The organism is Rhodanobacter soli, from assembly GCF_039523495.1.
GTDB lineage: Bacteria > Pseudomonadota > Gammaproteobacteria > Xanthomonadales > Rhodanobacteraceae > Rhodanobacter > Rhodanobacter soli.
Window position 1 is genome coordinate 1,680,342 of record NZ_BAAAFK010000001.1, and the last position, 19,764, is coordinate 1,700,105.

The 19,764-nt window shown below is 65.8% G+C and carries 19 protein-coding genes, 1 tRNA gene and 2 riboswitches; of the genes, 9 read left to right on the forward strand and 11 right to left on the reverse strand.

The annotated features are described in order from the left end of the window. The first annotated feature begins 156 nt into the window (after nt 1-156). Nucleotides 157-1,095 (forward strand): GGDEF domain-containing protein, encoded by a 939-nt coding sequence (locus ABD024_RS07575; protein ID WP_343851237.1) that lies wholly within the window; start codon nt 157-159, stop codon nt 1,093-1,095. A gap of 49 nt (nt 1,096-1,144) precedes the next feature. Then, entirely contained in the window at nt 1,145-1,534 is a 390-nt protein-coding gene (locus ABD024_RS07580) for a hypothetical protein (RefSeq protein ID WP_343851239.1), read from the forward strand. Nucleotides 1,535-1,613: 79 nt separating this feature from the next. Here the strand turns inward: ABD024_RS07580 and gcvP are convergent, their stop codons facing one another. Next, nucleotides 1,614-4,478, reverse strand: coding sequence for an aminomethyl-transferring glycine dehydrogenase (gcvP, locus tag ABD024_RS07585; RefSeq protein ID WP_343851242.1), 2,865 nt, complete (start codon nt 4,476-4,478; stop codon nt 1,614-1,616). Between the two features lie 44 nt (nt 4,479-4,522). Continuing rightward, nucleotides 4,523-4,611: riboswitch (glycine riboswitch) on the reverse strand. 1 nt (nt 4,612) lies between these two features. Continuing rightward, a riboswitch (glycine riboswitch) is annotated at nt 4,613-4,713 on the reverse strand. A 112-nt stretch (nt 4,714-4,825) separates the two neighbouring features. Here gcvP and ABD024_RS07590 point away from each other — a divergent pair. Beyond that, nucleotides 4,826-5,233 (forward strand): VOC family protein, encoded by a 408-nt coding sequence (locus ABD024_RS07590; RefSeq protein WP_343851244.1) that lies wholly within the window; start codon nt 4,826-4,828, stop codon nt 5,231-5,233. A 350-nt stretch (nt 5,234-5,583) separates the two neighbouring features. On the opposite strand, the gene ABD024_RS07595 is transcribed toward ABD024_RS07590, so the two are convergent. Next, nucleotides 5,584-5,670, reverse strand: a tRNA-Leu gene (locus ABD024_RS07595). Nucleotides 5,671-5,927: 257 nt separating this feature from the next. Here ABD024_RS07595 and rnr point away from each other — a divergent pair. The 4 genes from rnr (at nt 5,928) to sugE (ending at nt 9,899) form a co-directional block, all read left to right on the forward strand. Further along, nucleotides 5,928-8,492, forward strand: coding sequence for a ribonuclease R (gene rnr / locus ABD024_RS07600; protein ID WP_343854545.1), 2,565 nt, complete (start codon nt 5,928-5,930; stop codon nt 8,490-8,492). Beyond that, on the forward strand, nt 8,489-9,235 hold the full coding sequence (gene rlmB, locus ABD024_RS07605) for a 23S rRNA (guanosine(2251)-2'-O)-methyltransferase RlmB (RefSeq protein ID WP_343851246.1): 747 nt from the start codon (nt 8,489-8,491) through the stop codon (nt 9,233-9,235). The genes rnr and rlmB overlap by 4 nt, the downstream gene beginning before the upstream one ends. Then, nucleotides 9,232-9,501: a CBU_0592 family membrane protein gene (locus ABD024_RS07610; RefSeq protein WP_343851249.1), complete on the forward strand. Its 270-nt coding sequence runs from the start codon at nt 9,232-9,234 to the stop codon at nt 9,499-9,501. The genes rlmB and ABD024_RS07610 overlap by 4 nt, the downstream gene beginning before the upstream one ends. Nucleotides 9,502-9,581: 80 nt before the next feature. Then, nucleotides 9,582-9,899, forward strand: coding sequence for a quaternary ammonium compound efflux SMR transporter SugE (gene sugE / locus ABD024_RS07615; protein ID WP_343851251.1), 318 nt, complete (start codon nt 9,582-9,584; stop codon nt 9,897-9,899). A gap of 19 nt (nt 9,900-9,918) precedes the next feature. Here sugE and phoU read toward each other — a convergent pair whose 3' ends face one another. The 6 genes from phoU to rnt form a co-directional block, all read right to left on the reverse strand. Then, nucleotides 9,919-10,641, reverse strand: a complete 723-nt coding sequence (gene phoU / locus ABD024_RS07620; protein WP_343851253.1) for a phosphate signaling complex protein PhoU — start codon at nt 10,639-10,641, stop codon at nt 9,919-9,921. A 190-nt stretch (nt 10,642-10,831) separates the two neighbouring features. Next, nucleotides 10,832-11,641, reverse strand: coding sequence for a phosphate ABC transporter ATP-binding protein PstB (pstB, locus tag ABD024_RS07625; protein WP_343851255.1), 810 nt, complete (start codon nt 11,639-11,641; stop codon nt 10,832-10,834). After that, the gene (gene pstA, locus ABD024_RS07630; protein ID WP_343851257.1) at nt 11,634-12,500 is read right to left on the reverse strand and encodes a phosphate ABC transporter permease PstA; all 867 of its coding nucleotides are present in this window, start codon (nt 12,498-12,500) and stop codon (nt 11,634-11,636) included. The genes pstB and pstA overlap by 8 nt, the downstream gene beginning before the upstream one ends. Next, on the reverse strand, nt 12,500-13,519 hold the full coding sequence (gene pstC, locus ABD024_RS07635; protein ID WP_343851259.1) for a phosphate ABC transporter permease subunit PstC: 1,020 nt from the start codon (nt 13,517-13,519) through the stop codon (nt 12,500-12,502). Before pstC ends, pstA begins: the two co-directional genes overlap by 1 nt. A 75-nt stretch (nt 13,520-13,594) precedes the next feature. Then, a complete protein-coding gene (pstS, locus tag ABD024_RS07640) occupies nt 13,595-14,626 on the reverse strand; it encodes a phosphate ABC transporter substrate-binding protein PstS (RefSeq protein ID WP_343854549.1) in 1,032 nt (343 codons plus the stop codon). Nucleotides 14,627-14,764: 138 nt separating this feature from the next. Next, nucleotides 14,765-15,424, reverse strand: a complete 660-nt coding sequence (gene rnt / locus ABD024_RS07645) for a ribonuclease T (RefSeq protein WP_343851261.1) — start codon at nt 15,422-15,424, stop codon at nt 14,765-14,767. A 194-nt stretch (nt 15,425-15,618) separates the two neighbouring features. Between rnt and ABD024_RS07650 the strand changes: the two genes are divergently transcribed. Next, nucleotides 15,619-16,875 carry a porin gene (locus ABD024_RS07650; protein ID WP_343851263.1) on the forward strand — a complete coding sequence of 419 codons (1,257 nt, stop codon included), beginning with the start codon at nt 15,619-15,621 and terminating at the stop codon, nt 16,873-16,875. Between the two features lie 135 nt (nt 16,876-17,010). Here the strand turns inward: ABD024_RS07650 and hflD are convergent, their stop codons facing one another. The 3 genes from hflD to ABD024_RS07665 are packed head-to-tail and all read right to left on the reverse strand — an operon-like array spanning nt 17,011 to nt 19,275. Next, entirely contained in the window at nt 17,011-17,634 is a 624-nt protein-coding gene (gene hflD / locus ABD024_RS07655; RefSeq protein WP_343851265.1) for a high frequency lysogenization protein HflD, read from the reverse strand. 10 nt (nt 17,635-17,644) lie between these two features. After that, nucleotides 17,645-18,793, reverse strand: a complete 1,149-nt coding sequence (mnmA, locus tag ABD024_RS07660; RefSeq protein WP_343851267.1) for a tRNA 2-thiouridine(34) synthase MnmA — start codon at nt 18,791-18,793, stop codon at nt 17,645-17,647. Beyond that, nucleotides 18,790-19,275: an NUDIX hydrolase gene (locus ABD024_RS07665; protein WP_343851269.1), complete on the reverse strand. Its 486-nt coding sequence runs from the start codon at nt 19,273-19,275 to the stop codon at nt 18,790-18,792. Before ABD024_RS07665 ends, mnmA begins: the two co-directional genes overlap by 4 nt. Before the next feature lie 122 nt (nt 19,276-19,397). Between ABD024_RS07665 and clpS the strand changes: the two genes are divergently transcribed. Then, entirely contained in the window at nt 19,398-19,724 is a 327-nt protein-coding gene (gene clpS / locus ABD024_RS07670; protein ID WP_056385807.1) for an ATP-dependent Clp protease adapter ClpS, read from the forward strand. The last annotated feature ends 40 nt before the right edge of the window (nt 19,725-19,764 follow it).

Here is a 19,764-nt window from a genome sequence, read left to right on the forward strand (position 1 = left end):
CGCATGCAGGCCCCGTATCGCGGGGCCTGCATGCTATACGGCTTGTCCGGTGGCTCGCGTTCCGGCCGGGTGGCAGTGTATTTTCGGTGCGGCGTGTGGTGAGGTGAGCCCGCGCCACGCCGCACTCTTCAGTTCAGCCAGGATCGAGCACGAACGATGGTCGAAATCGAAAACAGGATGGCACCGGACAGCGCCGTCTACCGGACACTGCTGGAATCGACGCGGGCGATCCCGTGGAAGATCGACTGGGATAGCAAGCAGTTCGCCTATATCGGACCGCAGATCGAGGCGTTGCTGGGCTGGGCGCCGGCGAGCTGGGTGAGCGTGGGCGACTGGGCCAGCCGCATGCATCCGGAGGATCGCGAATGGGTGGTGGATTTCTGCGTGGCGCAGTCGCAGGCCGGCGTGGACCATGAGGCCGACTACCGCGCGCTGACCCGCGACGGCCGCTATGTGTGGATCCGCGACGTGGTGCACGTGGTGCGCAACCCGGACGGCACGGTCGACTCGCTGGTCGGCTTCATGTTCGACATCAGCGAGCGCAAGCGGACCGAACAGCAATTGATCAGCCTGCAGAAAGAGATGGAAGAGCTTTCCTTCCGCGACGGCCTGACCGGCGTCGCCAACCGGCGGCGTTTCGACGCGATCATCGAGCTCGAATGGAGCAACGCGCGACGCAACCGGCAGCCGCTGTCGATGCTCATGATGGATATCGACTATTTCAAGCAATACAACGACCGCTACGGTCACCTGGAAGGCGACGCCTGCCTGAAGCACGTGGCGCGTATCCTGAATTCGGCCGCGACGCGCGCACGCGACCTGCTGGCCCGCTTCGGCGGCGAGGAGTTCGTGCTGGTGCTGCCGGAAACCGACGAGGCTGCCGCAGGCAAGCTGGCCGAACGCTGCCGCGACCTGATCCTGGCCGAGCGGATCCCGCACGAACGCTCCCCGATCGGCCCCGTGCTGACGATCAGCATCGGTGCGGGCACCATGATCCCGGGCCACGACGACGAACTGCGGCCGTTCATCGACGCGGTGGACAAGCGGCTGTACCAGGCCAAGCAGCAGGGGCGCAACCGCATCGTCGCGGGGTAGCCTTGGGGTGTCCCGACACCGCCGCGAGAGCGTGCCCATGGAGATCAGCATGTCCAGAATCATTCTTTTCGCTGCGCTCGCCATTTTGGCGCTGCCGGTTTTTGCCGCAGCCCAGTCCTACGCCGAGGCCAAGGCGCTTGCCGACCGCGACGAGGCTTCCGTGTCGAAGACCCAGTCGAGTGCGCTTCTCGCATCGCAGGGCGCGGCCATCGATCGGATCGTCCCGGCGTGTGCACGGGCAATGGGGCCGGCGGGCATGCCTCCGTTTGTCGTCGTCGTGGAACTGGACGCGGCCGGCAAGGTAGTCGCGACGTGGCGCGAGGGCGACTCCGATTTTGCCGTCTGTTTCGAGAAACAGCTGAGCACGTTCTCGTTGTTCGCCCCGCCGCATGCGCCGTTCTACACGTCGTTCGAGATGAGCATGTCGCCTCAGGATTGATGCCTCGCCACGGCGCCGCCGCCGGTACATGAAAAGGCCCCGCATGCGGGGCCTTTTCCTTGTCAGCGAGCGGCGCGGCTTACGCCTCGGCTTCTTCCTTGTACGCATCCACCGGGATGCAGGCGCACATGATGTTCTTGTCGCCGTAGACGTTGTCGACGCGGGCCACCGGCGGCCAGTATTTCTGCAGCTTCAGGCTGGCCAGCGGGAAGGCGGCCAGCTCGCGCGGGTAGGCGTGGGCCCACTCGCTGCCGCTGACCATGGTGGCGGTGTGCGGGGCGTTCTTCAGCGGGTTGTCCTCGCGGTCGAGCTTGCCTTCCTCGATCGCGCGGATCTCGTCGCGGATCTGGATCATCGCGTCGATGAAGCGGTCCAGCTCGATTCGCGATTCGCTCTCGGTCGGTTCCACCATCAAGGTGCCCGACACCGGGAAGCTCAGCGTCGGCGCATGGAAGCCGAAGTCGATCAGTCGCTTGGCCACGTCCTCGGCACCGATGCCGGTGGCGTCCTTGAGCGGGCGCAGGTCGAGGATGCATTCGTGCGCCACCAGTCCGTTGCGGCCGGTGTACAGGGTGGGGTAGTGCGCTTGCAGCCGCTTGGCGATGTAGTTGGCGTTGAGCAAGGCCACTTGCGTCGCCTTGCGCAGGCCCTGCTGGCCCATCATGGTGATGTACATCCAGCTGATCGGCAGGATGCTGGCGCTGCCGAAGCTGGCCGCGCTGACCATGCCCGTGGCGCTGTCCTCACCGAGCTTCTTCGGCAGGAACGGCGCCAGGTGCGACTTCACGGCGCACGGGCCGACGCCCGGGCCGCCGCCGCCGTGCGGGATGCAGAAGGTCTTGTGCAGGTTCAGGTGCGACACGTCCGAGCCCCACTTGCCGGGCTTGGCCACGCCGACCAGCGCGTTCATGTTGGCGCCGTCGGTGTACACCTGGCCGCCGTGCGCGTGCACGATCTCGCAGATCGCGACGATGTCTTCCTCGAACACGCCATGCGTGGACGGGTAGGTGATCATCAGCGCGGCGAGACGGTCGCTGTATTTCTCCGCGGCGCGGCGAATGTCCTCGACGTCGACGTTGCCGTTGGCATCGCACTTGGTCACCACCACGGTCATGCCGCACAGGTGCGCGGAGGCCGGGTTGGTGCCGTGGGCGGATTCGGGGATCAGGCAGATGTCGCGATGCGTGTCGCCGCGCGAGCGGTGATACGCGCGGATTGCCAGCAGGCCGGCGTATTCGCCCTGCGCGCCGGAGTTCGGCTGCAGGCTCACCGCGTCGTAGCCGGTGCATTCGACCAGCATCGCTTCCAGGCCGTCGATCAGTTCCTTGTAGCCCTGCGTCTGCGCGGCCGGGGCCAGCGGGTGGATGTCGGCGAACTCCGGCCAGGTGATCGGGATCATCTCGGCGGTGGCGTTGAGCTTCATGGTGCACGAGCCCAGCGGGATCATCGTGCGATCCATCGCCAGATCCTTGTCCGCCAGCGCGCGCATGTAGCGCAGCAGTTCGTGCTCGCTGTGGTGCGAGTTGAACACCGGATGGGTGAGGAACGCACTCTTGCGCACCAGCGCGGCGGGCAGGGCGTCGGCGGTGGCGGCGTCGAGCGCATCCACGTCGGCGATGCCGGCGCCGAACAGGCCGGCCAGCGCAATCACGTCGGCGCGCGAGGTGCTCTCGTCGAGACTGATGCCGACGCTGCCATCGTCGATGCGGCGCAGGTTGATGCGTGCGGCCGCAGCCTTGGCGTGCAGCGCGGCGGCATCGATGCCGGTGACGTGCAGGGTGTCGAAGAAATCCTTGCCCACGGCGACGCCGGCCTGGCGCAGCGCGGCGGCGAGGATCGCAGCCAGGCGATGCGTGCGGCGCGCGATGCGGGTCAGCCCCTTCGGGCCGTGGTAGACCGCGTACATCGAGGCCATCACCGCCAGCAGCACCTGCGCGGTGCAGATGTTGGAGGTGGCCTTCTCGCGGCGGATGTGCTGCTCGCGCGTCTGCAGGGTGAGGCGGTAGGCGGCCTTGCCTTCGGTGTCGATCGACACGCCGATCAGGCGGCCGGGCATCGAGCGCTTGTACGCGTCGCGGCAGGCCATGAACGCAGCGTGCGGGCCGCCGTTGCCGAACGGCACGCCGAAGCGCTGTGTGTTGCCCACCACGATGTCCGCGCCCCATTCGCCGGGCGCGGCGATCAGGGTCAGTGCGAGCAGGTCGGTGGCCACCGCGACCAGGCCGCCGCGTGCGTGCACGGCGTCGGCGATCGCTTGGTAATCGTTGATGCTGCCGAAGGTGTCCGGGTACTGCAGCAGTACGCCGAACGCCTCGGTGCCGGCGGCGTCGCTGTCCGCGCCGACCATCAGCTCGATGCCCAGCGGCTCGGCGCGCGTGCGTACCACTTCCAGCGTCTGCGGGTGCACGCCGCTGGAGACGAAGAACACGTTCGACTTCGACTTGCACGAGCGCTTGGCCAGGGTCATCGCCTCGGCCGCGGCGGTGGCTTCGTCCAGCAGCGAGGCGTTGGCGATCTCCATCCCCGTGAGGTCGGCGCACATCGTCTGGAAGTTGATCAGCGCCTCCATCCGGCCCTGCGAAATCTCCGCCTGGTACGGCGTGTACGCGGTGTACCAGGCGGGGTTTTCCAGGATGTTGCGCAGGATGACGTTCGGCGTGAGGGTGCCGTAGTAGCCCTGGCCGATGAAGCTGCGGAACACCTGGTTCTTGTCGGCGATCGCGCGGATCTTGGCCAACGCTTCCTCTTCGGTGATCGCCTTGGGCAAGGCCAGCGGGGCAGCGGACTTGATCGAGCCGGGGACGATGGCGTCGGTCATCGACTCCAGCGAATCGTGGCCGACCACGCGCAGCATCTGCGCGATCTCGGCGTCGTCCGGGCCGATGTGGCGTTCGATGAACGCGTCGTGGTGTTCGAGGTCGCGCAGGGAAGTGGGGGTGTTCATGACAGGGGCATCCGCAGACAACGTGCCGTGCCGCACGCGGGCGCCCCTCTGTCCTTTTGCCTGAGAGTTTGGAAGCGCGCTGATTGCGCTTCGTGCCCCTTCGGCGCCGGATTCAACCGGTCTCTCCAGAGTGTTCGCACATGATGGTATGGGAGCCTGAGCGATTACGGGCGTTGCGTCTTCGGCAGCGGCACGTGCCCGGTCAAGGGCCGCCCGCTTCTCCCACCATGCGTTTACCGCGCCGATTATACAGGGCGGGCGGCGTGCGTTGCGGCTCGCCGGGGTGTGGTTCAGAAACCTCTCGCGTTATGCTCGGACGCCCCATTCCCCGACCCGCCGGAGCGCCCATGATCCGTATCGGTGAAATCGACCACGTGGTGTTGCGCGCCATCGACATGGCGGCCATGCAACGCTTCTACTGCGAGGTGCTGGACTGCCGCGAGGAACGCCGGCAGGACGAGATCGGCCTAGTGCAGCTGCGTGCCGGCGCCTCGTTGATCGACCTGGTATCCGTCGATGGCAAGCTCGGCCGCCACGGCGGCGCCGCGCCGGGCAGGGAAGGCCACAACATGGATCACCTGTGCCTGCGCGTGGAGGATTACGACGAGGCGGCGATCTTGGCGCACCTGAAGGCGCATGGCGTGCGCATCGGCGAGCTGGGCGTGCGCTACGGTGCGCAGGGCGAGGGACCGTCGATCTATCTGTACGACCCGCAGGGCAACATGATCGAACTGAAGGGGCCGGCGCGGGTTTGAGACTTTGCTTCATCGCCGTTCGCCCGCGGCGCAGCCCGTTCGCCCTGAGCCTGTCGAAGGGCGCCTCGCGCGTGCCACCAGCCCATCCCTTTCCGTTCATCCTTCAACAGGCTCAGGACGAACGGAAAGGGATGTGTCGGGCAGGTTGTCGCAGGACGAGGTGCTTCGTGGGCAAGGCCTTGCTGACCTCAGGCAAACCCGAAAAGCTGAAGACAGCCTCGGGAGCCGGCCTTCCTGACTTCAATCAGACTCGGAAACGACGAAGGCCCGCATCGCTGCGGGTCTTCCTGACTTTAATCAAACCCTGATAAAGACGAAGGCCGCCTCGAGAGGCGGCCTTCGTTTACAATTGGTGCCCAGGAGAGGACTCGAACCTCCACGGAGTTGCCCCCGCTAGCACCTGAAGCTAGTGCGTCTACCAATTCCGCCACCTGGGCAGGTGTCACGTCGCTCGGTGAGCTGCGTGAGCCGCGTAATTTAGGCATCTGCCGGCAGCTTGTCAACACTTTTCACATCCATTCGCTGCGACGTGGCATTCTCCGCGGCGCAAACATCACAAGGACCTTGAGTGACCAGAAAAACTCCCCCCCATTCCGGCAATCCGCAGGACTCGCATTCCGCAAAGAAGCCCGCCAAGCGGGCGCCGCGAGCCGCCGCCGCACCGGACAAGCGCAACAAGGCTGCCGCAGGCGCCGTGCGCGACCCCCATGCTGATCGCGAGGCGCAGCGTTATGCGCGTCCGATTCCCAGCCGCGAGGCGATCCTCGGCCTGCTCGAGCAGCGCGGCGAATTGCTGACCGAGGCGCGCATCGCCGAGGCGCTGGAAATCCACGATGAAACCGACCTCGAGGCGCTGCGCAAGCGGCTCGCCGCGATGGTGCGCGACGGCCAGTTGCTGCTGGGCCGGCGCGGTGGCTACGCACCGACGCAGAAACTCGACCTGATCGCCGGCGTGGTGCTGGCCAATGCCGAAGGCTACGGTTTCCTGCGCCCGGACGAGGGCGGCGACGACTTGTACCTGTCGCCGCAGCAGATGCGCGCCGTGATGCACGGCGACCGCGTGCTGGCCAGCGTGGTCGGCATCGACCGTCGCGGGCGCCGGCAGGGTGCGATCGCCGAAGTGCTGCAGCGACGTTCGCCGCGGCTGGTCGGCCGGGTAGTGATCGACGATGGCGTGACCCTGGTGACGCCGGACGACCGCCGCCTGAACCAGGACGTGATGATCAAGCCCGGCCGCGAGCTGGGTGCGCGTTCCGGCCAGATCGTGGTGGCCGAGATCACCGATCCGCCGACCTCCCAGCGTGGTCCGATCGGCGAGATCCGCGCCGTGCTGGGCGAACGCCTGCAGCCGTCGCTGGTGGTGGAAATGGCGATCGCCAGCCACGACCTGCCGCACGAATGGCCGGCCGAGGTGTTGCGCGATGCCGCGCAGGTGGAGTCGGTGGTGACCGCCGCCGAGCACGAAGGCCGTATCGACATCCGCCAGCTGCCGCTGGTGACCATCGACGGCGCCGACGCGCGCGATTTCGACGACGCGGTGTATGCCGAGCCGAAGCGCGGTGGTGGCTGGCGCCTGATCGTGGCGATCGCCGACGTCTCGCACTATGTGCAGGTCGGCAACGCGCTGGACCGCGAGGCGTACGAACGCAGCACCTCGACCTACTTTCCCGGTTTCGTGGTGCCGATGCTGCCGGAGACCTTGTCCAACGGCATCTGCTCGCTGATGCCGAAGGTCGACCGGATGTGCATGGTCTGTGACATGCTGATCGACGCCGAAGGCAGCGTGACCAAGTCGAAGTTCTACGACGCGGTGATGCTGTCGCACGCACGGCTCACCTACGACAAGGTGTGGCAGGCCGTGGGGCTGAACGACGCGGACGCCCGGCACGAAGTCGCCGACGTGCTGCCGCAGCTCGAAAACCTGCATGCGCTGTACAAGGCGATGGCGCAGCAGCGCAAGCGCCGCGGCGCGATCGACTTCGAGACGCCGGAGGTGAAGTTCCGCCTCGACCAGACCGGCGGCGTCGAGTCGATGGGTGCCACCGAGCGCAACGACGCGCACAAGCTGATCGAGGAATGCATGATCGCCGCCAATGTGCAGGCAGCGCTGTTCCTGGAGAAGAAGAAGATCTCCGCGCTGTTCCGCGCGCATGAGCCGCCGCCGGCGGAGAAGTACGAGGATCTGCAGCAGTTCCTGCGCGAGTTCAAGCTGCGCATGCCGCCGGTGGATGAGGTGACGCCGGGGGATTTCTCCGAAATCCTGCGCATGGTGCACGACCGCCCCGAGCGCGAGCTGATCCAGAACGTGCTGCTGCGTTCGCAGAGCATGGCCGCCTACCAGCCCGACAACCGCGGCCACTTCGGCCTGTCGCTGCAGGCGTATGCGCACTTCACCTCGCCGATCCGCCGTTATCCGGATCTGCTGGTGCATCGCGCGATCCGTTTCGCGCTGACCGGCCGCAAGCCGACCGACTACACCTACACGCCCGCCGAGATGGCGGCGATGGCGGTCCATTGTTCGCAGCGCGAGCGTCGTGCCGAGGAAGCCGAGCGCGACGTGGACGAGCGCTTCAAGTGCGCGTGGATGGAAAAGCACATCGGCAGCGAGTTCGACGGCCTGGTCACCGGGGTCACCTCGTTCGGCCTGTTCGTGGAACTTGACGAGTCGAAGGTGTCCGGTCTGGTGCATATCAGCCAGCTGGTCAACGACTACTACCACTTCGACGCGATCCGCAAACTGCTGAAGGGCGAACGCACCGGCGCACAATTCCGCCTCGGCGACCACGTGCGCATCCAGGTGCTGCGCGCCAGTCTGGAGGATCGCAAGATCGACTTCCGTCTGGTTTCGCCGCGCACGTTGGCCCCGGCACCGGCGGGCAGTGGCAAGGCGTATGACTATGCCGCCGCGGGCGAGCGTTATTCGCTGCCGAAGAAGGCCGCCACGACCAAGGCACCGGGCATGTTCGGCCGCGCCGCCAAGGCGATCGGCCGTGCATTCGGCCGCAAGGAGGTCGAGGTCGCCGCACCGGCGCCGGCCCCGCGCAAGGCCGCGGTGAACGATAATCCGCCGCCGCGCGCACAGCCAGCGGCAACGCGTCAGCATGCCGGCGGCCAGCATCAGGGCCGCAGGGTCGAGCCGTCGTCCGGCCGTCGCCCGCGCAACGATGGGTCAGCCAAACGCGGGCCGGCCCCGGCTGCCGCTCCGCAGGCACCGAAGAAGCACGGCGGTCGCAAACCGAAACCGAAAGGCAAGCCATGAGTGAGAGCTGGATCGTCGGTATCAATCCCGTCGAAGGTGCGCTGAGCAACGACGCCGAACGCGTGCGTGAAGTGCTGGTCGAGAACGGCCAGCGTAACGCCCGCGTGCTGGATCTGGCCGAGCGCGCGAAGAAGCTGAAGATCCCGGTGCAGCATCGCCCGCGCGACGAGCTGGACAAGCTGGCCGGAGAGGCGCGGCACCAGGGTGTGGCGGCGCGTTACGAGGCCGCACCGGCGGCGCATGAAAGCGACCTGGCCGCTCTGCTGGAACGCGACGGCAGCGATACCCTGGTGCTGGTGCTCGACGGCGTCACCGATCCGCACAATCTCGGTGCCTGCCTGCGCAGTGCGGCGGCGGCGAAAGTCACCGCGGTGATCGTGCCGAAGGACCGCGCGGTCGGACTGACCCCGGTGGTGCGCCGCGCTTCGGCCGGCGGCGCCGACCGGGTGCCGTTGATCGCGGTGACCAACCTGGCGCGCACGCTGCGCGAGCTGAAGGATGCCGGCGTGTGGATCACCGGTCTGGCCGGCGATACCGACACCACCGTCTACGGCGTCGACTTCAAGGGGCCGGTGGCGCTGGTGCTGGGCAGCGAAGGCGAGGGCATCCGCCGGCTCACCCGCGAACTGTGCGATTTCGTGGCGAAGATCCCGATGCCGGGCACGATGGAGAGTCTCAACGTCTCGGTTGCCACCGGCGTGGTGCTGTTCGAGGCCTTGCGTCAGCGGAGCGCGAAGCGATGAACCTGTTCTGGTACGACTGGGCCGGTTACATCGGCGTGGCGCTGGTGCTGCTGGCGTTTTTCCTGCTGCAGGAGCGCAAGCTGCAAGGCAGCGGACTGGTCTATCAGCTGATGAACGTGCTGGGTGCGATCGGCGTGATGCTGTCGCTGGGCTTCGGCAATTTCAATCTGGCCGCGTTCATCATGCAGGTGGCCTGGCTGCTGATCGGCAGTTACGGCATCGTGCGCGGCATCAAGCGCGGCCGCGAGCCGCACGAGCCGCTGTAGGTTGTTTTGCCGGCGCGGGGACGACCCCGCGCACTTTCCCATCGCAGGGACGGCCCTGCAGCAAATCGAGGAACGTCATCATGGCGTGGATCTATCTGCTGCTGGCCGGCCTGTTCGAAGTGGTCTGGGCCATCGGCCTCAAGTACACCGACGGCTTCAGCCGGCTCTGGCCGAGCGCCGGCACGCTGGCGGCGATGGCAGTGAGCATCGTGCTGCTGGCGATGGCAGTGAAAACGCTGCCGATCGGCACCGCGTATGCGATCTGGACCGGTATCGGTGCGGTCGGCGCGGTGGCGCTGGGCATCGTGCTGTTCGGCGATCCCGCCACGTGGCCGCGGCTGTTGTGCGTTGCGCTGATCCTGGCCGGTATCGTCGGGCTCAAGCTCACCGCGAGCTAGCGGGAGCGCAGGTGAACGCCTACTCGCCGAGCTTGGTGATTTCCGGGCTCGAGGTGAGGTCGCGTTTGCTGCGCTGCTTGTCCAGTGGTTCGCCGGTGACCTGGAACCACACGTTCTCGGCGATATTGGTGGCATGGTCGCCGATGCGTTCGATGTTCTTGGCCATGAACAGCAGGTGGGTACACGGGGTGATGTTGCGCGGATCTTCCATCATGTAGGTGAGCAGCTGGCGGAAGTAGCCGGTATAGGCTTCGTCCAGCACCACGTCGTCCTTCCACACCTGGTAGGCACGTTCGGCATCGCGGTCGCGGTAGGCGGCCAGCACTTCGCGCACTTCGCCGGCGGCGAGCGTGGCCAGCTGGTGCAGGCCGCCGACCGGCGCCACCGGCGCCACCATCGACAGGGGGATCGAACGCTTCGCCACGTTGGCGGCGTAGTCGCCGATGCGCTCGATGTCCGAGGCGATGCGCAGTGCGGCGTACACGTTGCGCAGGTCGCCGGCCATCGGCGCACGCAGTGCCAGCAGGCGTACCACGTCGTGGCCGATTTCCTGTTCCAGCTGGTCGATCGCGTCGTCGTTGCCGACCACGCGCTGGGCGGCGCGTTCGTCGCGACGTTCGAGCACGTCGATGGCGGCTTCCAGCTGGGTCACCGACAGCTCGCCCATGCGCACGATCTCGCCGGTGAGCCGGGCCAGTTCGCTGTCGTAACTCTTGATGATGTGGTCGGTGCCGGTGTTCATGTGCTGCCTCGATGTGTTCTTTAAGCTTTCGATGTCGTCATTCCCGCGAAAGCGGGAATCCATCTTGCTCTTACTGTGAACGCCGCATGCAAAACTCAAAGTCAGAATGGATTCCCGCTTTCGCGGGAATGACGGCGCTGAGGGCCTGCAGCTCTTTCCGAATCCCGAGTTCCGAGTCCCGAATCTGGCCCTATCCAAACCTTCCGGTGATGTAATCCTCGGTCTGCTTCTTGCCCGGCTTGGTGAAGATCTTTTCGGTCTGGTCGAACTCGATCATCTCGCCAAGGTACATGAAGGCGGTGAGGTCGGAGACGCGCGCGGCCTGCTGCATGTTGTGGGTGACGATGACGATGGTGAACTGGCTTTTCAACTCTTCCACCAATTGCTCGATGCGGCTGGTGGCGATCGGGTCAAGCGCCGAGGTCGGTTCGTCCAGCAGCAGCACCTCGGGCTTCAGCGCGATCGCGCGGGCGATGCACAGGCGCTGCTGCTGGCCGCCGGAAAGGCCAAGCGCGTTCTGCTTGAGCTTGTCCTTCACCTCGTCCCACAGCGCGGCACTGCGCAGCGCCTGCTCCACGCGGCCTTCCATGTCCGCCTTCGACAGTTTCTCGTGGTGACGGATGCCATAGGCGACGTTCTCGAAGATCGTCATCGGGAAAGGTACCGGCTTCTGGAACACCATGCCGACCTTGCTGCGCAGGCGGTTCAGCGAATAGCCGGGGTCGAGGATGTTCTCGCCGTCCAGTTCGATCGAGCCTTTCGCCTCGAGCTTGGGGTAGATCGCGTAGATGCGGTTGAAGACGCGCAGCAGGGTCGACTTGCCGCAGCCGGACGGGCCGATGATCGCGGTGACCTGCTTCTCCGGGATATCCATGCTGATGCCTTTCAGCGCCTGGAAGCCGTTGTAGTAGAAGTGCAGGTCGCGCACGACGAGCTTGGGCGCAACAGCCGCCGCTGCCGCCACCGGCGCCGGGTTCATGGCAAGGGCGGAATCAGTCATGGGACACCTTGGTGCGGGAAAGGATCAGGCGCGAAGCCAGGCTCAGCAGCAGCACGAACATGGTGATCACGAACGCGCCGGCCCAGGCCAGGGCGTGCATCGCGTCGCCCGGATCGTTGGCGTACTGGTAGATGATCTGCGGCAGGCTGGACATCTTGTCCATCGGGTTGATCGCCATGTAGTTGTTGCCGAACGCGGTGAACAGCAGCGGCGCGGTCTCGCCGCTGATCCGCGCCAGCGCCAGCAGCACGCCGGTGATGATGCCCGAGCGCGCCGCGCGGATCAGGATCTGCAGGGTCAGCTTCCACTGCGGCACGCCGAGCGACAGCGCCGCCTCGCGCAACGTGGACGGCACCAGCCGCAGCATCTCGTCGGTGGTGCGCACGATCACCGGCAGCGCGATCAGCGCCAGCGCCACGCCGCCGGCGAAACCGGAGAACGTGGTGGAACCGTGGGTGAGCGCGGTGCTCGGCAGCACGATGATGGTGTAGACAAACAGGCCCATCACGATCGACGGCGCCGACAGCAGGATGTCGTTGAGGAAACGGATCGACTCGCCCAGCCGGGTGCGGTTCGCGTATTCGGCCAGCCAGGTGCCGGCCAGCACGCCGATCGGCGTGGCGATGCCGATGCCGATGAAGTTGATCACCAGGCTGCCGACCATGGAGTTGAGCAGGCCGCCGTCCTCGCCATAGGCGGTGACCTTGGTGAACAGCTTCAGGTCCAGCGCACTGATGCCCCGGCGCAGGGTTTCCCACAGGATCCAGGCCAGGAACGCCAGGCCAATCAGGGTGGCCAGCGTGCTCAGCACCATCGCCAGCGCGTTGGTGAGGCGGCGGCGCAGGTAGGGCGAGTTCATCAGCGACCCTCCTTGCTGGCCAGCCGACGCAGCATCAGCCGCGCGATCAGCAACACGATGAAGGTGACCACGAACAGCAGGAAGGCCAGCGCCATCAGCGCGGATTTCTGCAGGCCGGCCGCCTCGCTGAACTGATTCGCGATGGTCGAGGCGATCGAGGTGCCGGGATCGAGCAGCGAGGCCGACAGGTGCATGGCATTGCCCAGCACGAAGGTCACCGCCATGGTTTCGCCCAGCGCACGGCCGAGGCCGAGGAAGATGCCGCCGATCACCGCCGAGCGGGTGTACGGCAGCACGATGTCCCACGACACCTCCCAAGTGCTGGAGCCCAGCGCATAGGCCGACTCCTTCAGCCGGGTCGGCACGGTCTGGAACACCTCGCGCATCACCGAGGAGATGAACGGGATCACCATGATCGCCAACACGATGCCGGCGACCAGGATGCTGGCGCCGAACGGGTAGTCGCTGCCGAACAGCTTGCCCACGAACGGCACGTGTTCGGCCACCCACGACAGCTTGCCGTCGTCAGGCTTGTTGCCGAGGTTGCTGGTCAACCACGGCTTGACGTGATCGGCAAAGAACGGGGCGAAGATGAACAACCCCCACATGCCGTAGATGATCGAGGGGATGCCGGCCAGCAGTTCGATCGCCGAGGCGACCGGCGTGCGCAGCCAGGCGGGTGCGACTTCGGAAAGGTAGACCGCGATGCCGAAGCTGATCGGTACCGCAATCAGCAGCGCGATGAACGAAGTGATCACCGTGCCGTAGACCGGCACCAGGGCACCATAGACGTCGTTGCCCGGGTCCCACTCCGAGCTGACCAGGAAGTGCCAGCCGAACGTGCCGAAGGCGTCGCGGCCGCCCCACAGCGTGGCGCCGGCGGCACCAAGCAGGGACGCCAGCACGATCAGCGCGCAGCCCTTCAACAGCCAGCGGAACAGCCGCTCGTGGCGGGCATCGCGACGGCTGCGCTGTTCCAGGATGTCGGTGGTTGAAATGGCCGTGTCGATCGCTGGCATGGTGGTCCAGTGGTGCGGGATGGAAACTCGCACTCCCCCGCCGACCGCGCCGGCGGGGGAGTGCGCTTTACTGCATCAGTGCTTGAACTCGGACGCCCAGTACGCCTCGATCCTGCTGACCAGGGCCGGCGGCAGCGGTACGTAGTCCAGGTCGCTGGCGGCCTGCTGGCCGTTTTCCAGGGCGGATTTGAAGAAGTCGAACGCGACCTTGCTGTTCGTCGCATTCTTCGGATTCTTGTACATGATCATCCAGACCGTGGCCGTGATCGGCCAGGCCTGCGCGCCCGGGGCGTTGGTCATGATCAGATTGAAGTCCTTGGCGCTGGCCCAGTCGGCCGTTGCGGCGGCGGCGGCGAAGCTGGCGGCGGTCGGCGAGACGATGTTGCCGGTGGAGTTCTTCAAGTCGACCCAGCTGATCTTGTTCTTCACCGCGTAGGCGTATTCGACGTAACCGATCGAGCCCTTGATCTGGCGCACGTACTGCGACACGCCTTCGTTGCCCTTGCCGCCCACGCCGGTCGGCCATTCCACGGCGGTGCCGAACTTCACCTTGCTGGCCCATTCCGGGCTGACCTTGGACAGGTAGTTGGTGAAGTTGAACGAAGTGCCCGAACCGTCCGAGCGGTGCACCACGGTGATCTTGCCGGCGGGCAGGCTGAGGCCGGCGTTCAGTGCGGCGATCTTCGGGTCGTTCCAGTTCTTGATCTTGCCCAGGAAGATGTCGGCGAGGGTGGTGCCGTCCAGCTTGATCTGGCCCGGCGTCACGCCGGCGATGTTGACGACCGGAACGATGCCGCCGACCACCAGCGGAAACTGGCCGAGGCCGAACTTCTGCAGGTCTTCGGTCTTCATCGGTGCGTCGGAGGCGCCGAAGTCGATGGTGCCTTCCTTGATCTGCGCGATGCCCGCGCCGGAGCCGACCGACTGGTAGTTGAGGTGGTGGCCGGTCTTTTCCGCGTATGCGGCCGACCACTTGGACATGACCGGGTAGACGAAGCTGGAGCCGGCGCCGGTGATGTCGGTGGCGTGCGCGGCCACCCCGAAGGTCGAGGCCACGGCAAGCGTGGCGACGGCGGCGAAGCGAAACGGGAGTTTGTTGATGGTCAACACGGTAGCTCCTTGGAGGGAAGTCGGATGCGACCCCGCCATTTCAGGCTTTTCGTGTTGCCATTGGATGAAATGAATGTTGCAACCGTATGACAGGCTGTCATATGGCCGCTTCAGTGCCCGTCCTGCGACGCGTAATCAGGCTGCGTCGAGGCCGTTATGGGCCTGCTCGAACAGCTCCAGCTGGCGCCAGCGGTTGACCACGCTGCAGAACAGTTCGGCGGTGCGTTCGGCGTCATACACCGCCGAATGCGCCTCGCGGCTGTCGAACGTATGACCGGCGGCCAGCACGGCCTTGCTCAGCACGGTCTGGCCGTAGGCGAGGCCGCCGAAGCTGACCGTATCGAAGCAGCTGAACGGGTGGAACGGATTGCGCTTGTGGCCACAGCGGCGCACCGCCTGGTTCAGGAAGCCCAGATCGAACGCGGCGTTGTGACCGACCAGGATCGCCCGCTGGCAACCGGCCTCGCGCACCGCTTCGCGCACCGCGTGGAAGATATGGTCCAGCGCCTGCCGTTCGGCCAGTGCGCCGCGCAGCGGGTTGGTCGGGTCGATGCCGGTGATCTCCAGCGAACGCGGGTCCAGGTTCGCGCCGGGGAACGGTTCCACGTGCGTAGATACGGTGGGCTGCAGCTGCAGGTAGCCGCCTTCATCCATCACCAGGGGTACCGCGGCGATTTCCAGCAGGGCGTCATGTTCGGCATCGAAGCCGCCGGTTTCCACGTCGACCACCACCGGCAGGAAGCCGCGAAACCGCTCAGCCATGCGCGGCGCGGTGCTGTTGCTGAGAATATCCATCGGCGAAGCATATCAGCCGCTCCCCGCGGCGTGAGGCGCGACACTGTCTGCGGCTGCACGGCGCTGTCTTGAATATGTCATCAAAGCTGCACCCAACCGTAAAATTCCCCCGGCAGAATTGTTAACCAATCGCTAGCCGGCCATCGGATCGACGGGGCGATCGAGATGTTTTCCATCCACTTGCGGAGAATCACATGCGTTCCAAATTGATTGCGGTGGCGATTGCCGCCGGCCTTGGCCTGACCAGTTTTGCCGCCTCCGCGGCACCAGCGCAGAACAGGACGGCCGCCGCCAGCAGTAGCGAAGTCGAGCAGCTGAAGGCGCAACTGGCTGCGCTGCAGGCCAAGGTGGAGGAGCTGGAGCAGCGCACCGATGCGCAGTCCGACATCAACGTCAGCACCGGCCAGGCGGTGGAGAAGGCCACCAACGTGACCACGGCCAGCGACAAGAAGCTCGCCGCGCTGTCGAAGGCGATCAACAACACCACGCTGTCGGGCAAGATGTTCTTCGACTTCACCAGCATCGACGACAAGAACAGCGACAAGGGCAAGAGCGACAAGTCCGGCGTCGGCCTGGACGTGAAGCGCTTCTACCTCGGCGTCGACCACAAGTTCAACGACATCTGGTCGGCCAACCTCACCACCGACTTCAACTACGCCAGCAGCGACGGCCAGACCAGCGTGTTCGTCAAGAAGGCGTACGTGCAGGGCAAGTTCGATGATGCCGCGGTGTTCCGTGTCGGTTCGTCCGACATGCCGTGGATCCCGTTCGCCGAGAAGTACTACGGTTTCCGTTACGTCGAGAACACCATCACCGACCGCCTGAAGTACGGCAATTCGGCCGACTGGGGCCTGCACCTCGCCGGCGACATCGGCGCCAGCAAGTCGCTCAACTATGCGGTGTCGGTGGTCAACGGCAACGGTTACAAGAACCCGGGCCGCAGCAAGGGCGTGGACTTCGAGGGCCGCGTGGGCTTCGTGCCGTTCGAGAACATGGTGGTGGCGGTCGGCGGCTACAGCGGCCATCGCGGCCAGGAGACCGAGAACATCGGCGCGGCGCACACCGCCGAGCGCGGCGACTTCATGCTGGCCTATGCCAGCAAAGCCTTCCGCCTCGGCGCCGAGTACTTCACCGCGAAGAACTGGAACAACGTGCTCAGCCCGCTCGCCGACAAGGCCGACGGTTATTCGCTGTGGGGCAGTGTGGCGGTGGCCGACAACGTGAATCTGTTCGCCCGCTACGACAGCGCCAAGCTCAGCAAGAGCCTGGATCGCGAGGCCAAGGACACCTATTACAACGCCGGCGTCGAGTACCAGGTGACCAAGGGCTTCAAGCTGGCCGGCGTGTGGAAGCACGGCAAGGTCGACAAGTCGGTCGCCACGCCGGTGCCGCCGCACGTGCAGAACAACAAGACGAACGAGATCGGCGTGTTCGGCGAAGTGTCGTTCTGATGCAATGTGCAGGCGGCAACGTGCTGCCTGTACGGAATGGATAGACGGTCTATCGCAACGGAGTTCCACCCATGGACGGAAAACGGCGGGCATGAAGCCCGCCGTTTGCTTTTCCGCGAGAGGGAAAGCCCGCCGTCAGCGATTGTCCAGCGTGGCTCCGGTCAGCAGGCCGCGAGCCAGCATGCTGCACTGGCGCCGGTACAGCAGCAGCTGCCACTGGCGCCCGCCGAGCTGCCGCCACAGCACCGCCGAGCGCACGGCGGCGAGCAGATTGCTGCGCACCTTTTCCACCACGCTGGATTGCTGCAGCTGCTGCGGGTTGCCGCTGACCATCACGCGCGGCTTGAGGATCGACAAGGTGGACGCGTAGACCTCGGCCAGCCGGCTGTTGACCTGGCTGGAATCCTGGCCGAAATGCTCGACCTGCCGCTGCGCGGCAGCGATGCCCTGCTGCAGTTTTTCCAGCAGGTCCGTGCGCGCCGACAGGCTGCGTTCCAGCCGCATCACGGTCACCGTCATGCGCGTCACCGACATGTCGGGGGTGCTTTCGTCCAGTTGTCCGATCAGGGTGCGCAGGCCGAGCCGCACGTTCGAGATGTTGCCGTACACGCCGACCACCGAAGGCGCATCAATGCGGAACACGCTGGCCACGCTGGCTTCCATCGCGGCCTCGTCGCAGCGCCCTTCGTTGGCAAGCTGCTGCGCCAGCGCACAAGCCTGGAACAGGCCGGCGAGGGCGAGCACGCGTTCTTCAGTCATGGAAAAAGTTTCAAACACGGGATGCCGATTCTCTTGCTGGGGATGTGGATGAGGGAGTGAATGTCGGCAGCAAGCCGCCATAAGGCGCGTCGGTGGCGGCGATCACCGCGCCGCCGAGGCAGACGTCGCCATCGTAGAGGACCACCGACTGTCCGGGGGTAACCGCACGTTGAGGTTCGTCGAAGCGTACCTCAAGGCCAGCATCGAGCACGCTGACTTCGCAGGCCTGGTCGGACTGGCGATAGCGGGTGCGCGCGGTGCAGCGGAAGTGGGCGGAGGGTGCGGCGCCGTCGACCCAGGTGGGTGCTTCCGACTGCAGCCGCTGCGAGTACAACCAGCGGTTCTCGCCGCCCTGGGCGACGTACAGCACGTTCGCCGCCACGTCCTTGCCGACCACGTACCAGGCCTCGCCGCTGGCACCGTGGCGACCGCCGATACCCAGCCCGTTGCGCTGGCCCAGGGTGTAATACATCACGCCCTGGTGCTCGCCGATCAGTTCGCCGTCCGGCGTGCGCATCTCGCCGGGGCGAGCCGGGATGTATTGCGACAGGAAGCCGCGGAAATCACGTTCGCCGATGAAACAGATGCCGGTGGAGTCCTTCTTCGCGTGCGTCGGCAGGGCCGCCTCGCGGGCCATCTCGCGCACGCGCGGCTTCTCGATCCCGCCCAGCGGGAACAGCGTGGCGGCCAGTTGCTGCTGACCCAGCGCGTGCAGGAAGTAGCTCTGGTCCTTGGCCGCGTCCACCGCGCGCAGCAGTCGATAGCGGCCGCCCACACAATCGACGCGGGCATAGTGGCCGGTGGCGATCTTGTCGGCGCCCAGTGCGTGGGCTTCGTCGAGGAAGGTCTTGAACTTGATCTCGCGATTGCACAGCACGTCGGGGTTCGGCGTGCGCCCGGCGCGATACTCGGCGAGGAAGTGCTCGAACACGCCGTCCCAGTATTCGGCGGCGAAGTTGCGCGCGTGGAACGGGATGCCGAGCCGGCCGCACACGGCCACGGCGTCCTTGCGGTCGGCGTCGGTGGTACAGGGGCCGCTGCGGTCGTCCTCTTCCCAGTTCTGCATGAACAGGCCTTCGACCTCGTAGCCGGCCTGTTGCAGCAGCAGCGCGGCGACCGAGGAGTCGACGCCACCGGAAATGCCCAGCATCACCTTCACGAAGTGCCACCTTCGGGCAGATGACTGAGGGTGTCCAGCGGCAGCCGTTGACCACCCAGCCACAAGTCGATGCTCTGCAGGATCATCGGGCTGCGCAGGCGATCGCCCAGCGCGGCGATCTCGGCCCGGGTCAGCCATACGGCGCGGCGGATGTCGGTGTCCAGCGGCCGGTCCGGATCGTGGCTGAGCGCACGGGCGGCGAAGCTGAAGCGGACCACGGCGTCGCCGTGCTCGGTGCTGCGCCACTGGTGCACGCCGATCAGGTGCTGCAGCTCCACCGTCCAGCCGGTTTCCTCCAGCGTTTCGCGCAAGGCTGCCGCGGTGAGGCTTTCGCCGTCGTCCAGGTGGCCGGCTGGCTGGTTGTAGGCAAGCCGGCCGTTGACTTCTTCCTCGACCATCAAATACCGCTCGCCGTCGGCCACCACGCAGGCGACGGTGACGTGCGGGCGCCAGATCTCGGCGGGGGTGATGGAATCGGCCATGGCGGTGCGGGCGGGGACTGGAAAAGCAGTCATTGTGCCATCACCTCCCTTGTCACACCGCTGCGGGGTGGAAGCGGTACCGCGGCGTATACTTCGAACCAGAGATCACACCCCAAGAAACCATGGCCCACGAACCCGAACATGAGCAAGACAGCGGCCGCGGCCTGGCGCTGGAAACTGCGAAGCCCGAGGTGGCGCGACCACCGCTGTTCCAGGTGCTGCTGTTGAACGATGATTTCACCCCGATGGACTTCGTGGTCGAGGTGTTGCGCACTTTCTTCAACCTGGACCAGGAGCAGGCGGTACAGGTGATGCTGCACGTACACACCCGCGGGCGCGGCGTGTGCGGCGTTTTTACCCGCGAAGTGGCCGAAACCAAGGTAACCCACGTCAACGAATATTCACGTTCCCATCAGCACCCGTTGTTATGCACTATGGAAAAGCTCTGAGCGACCCCATTTTGTGCTCATTGCGGCGCTGAAGGCCGCT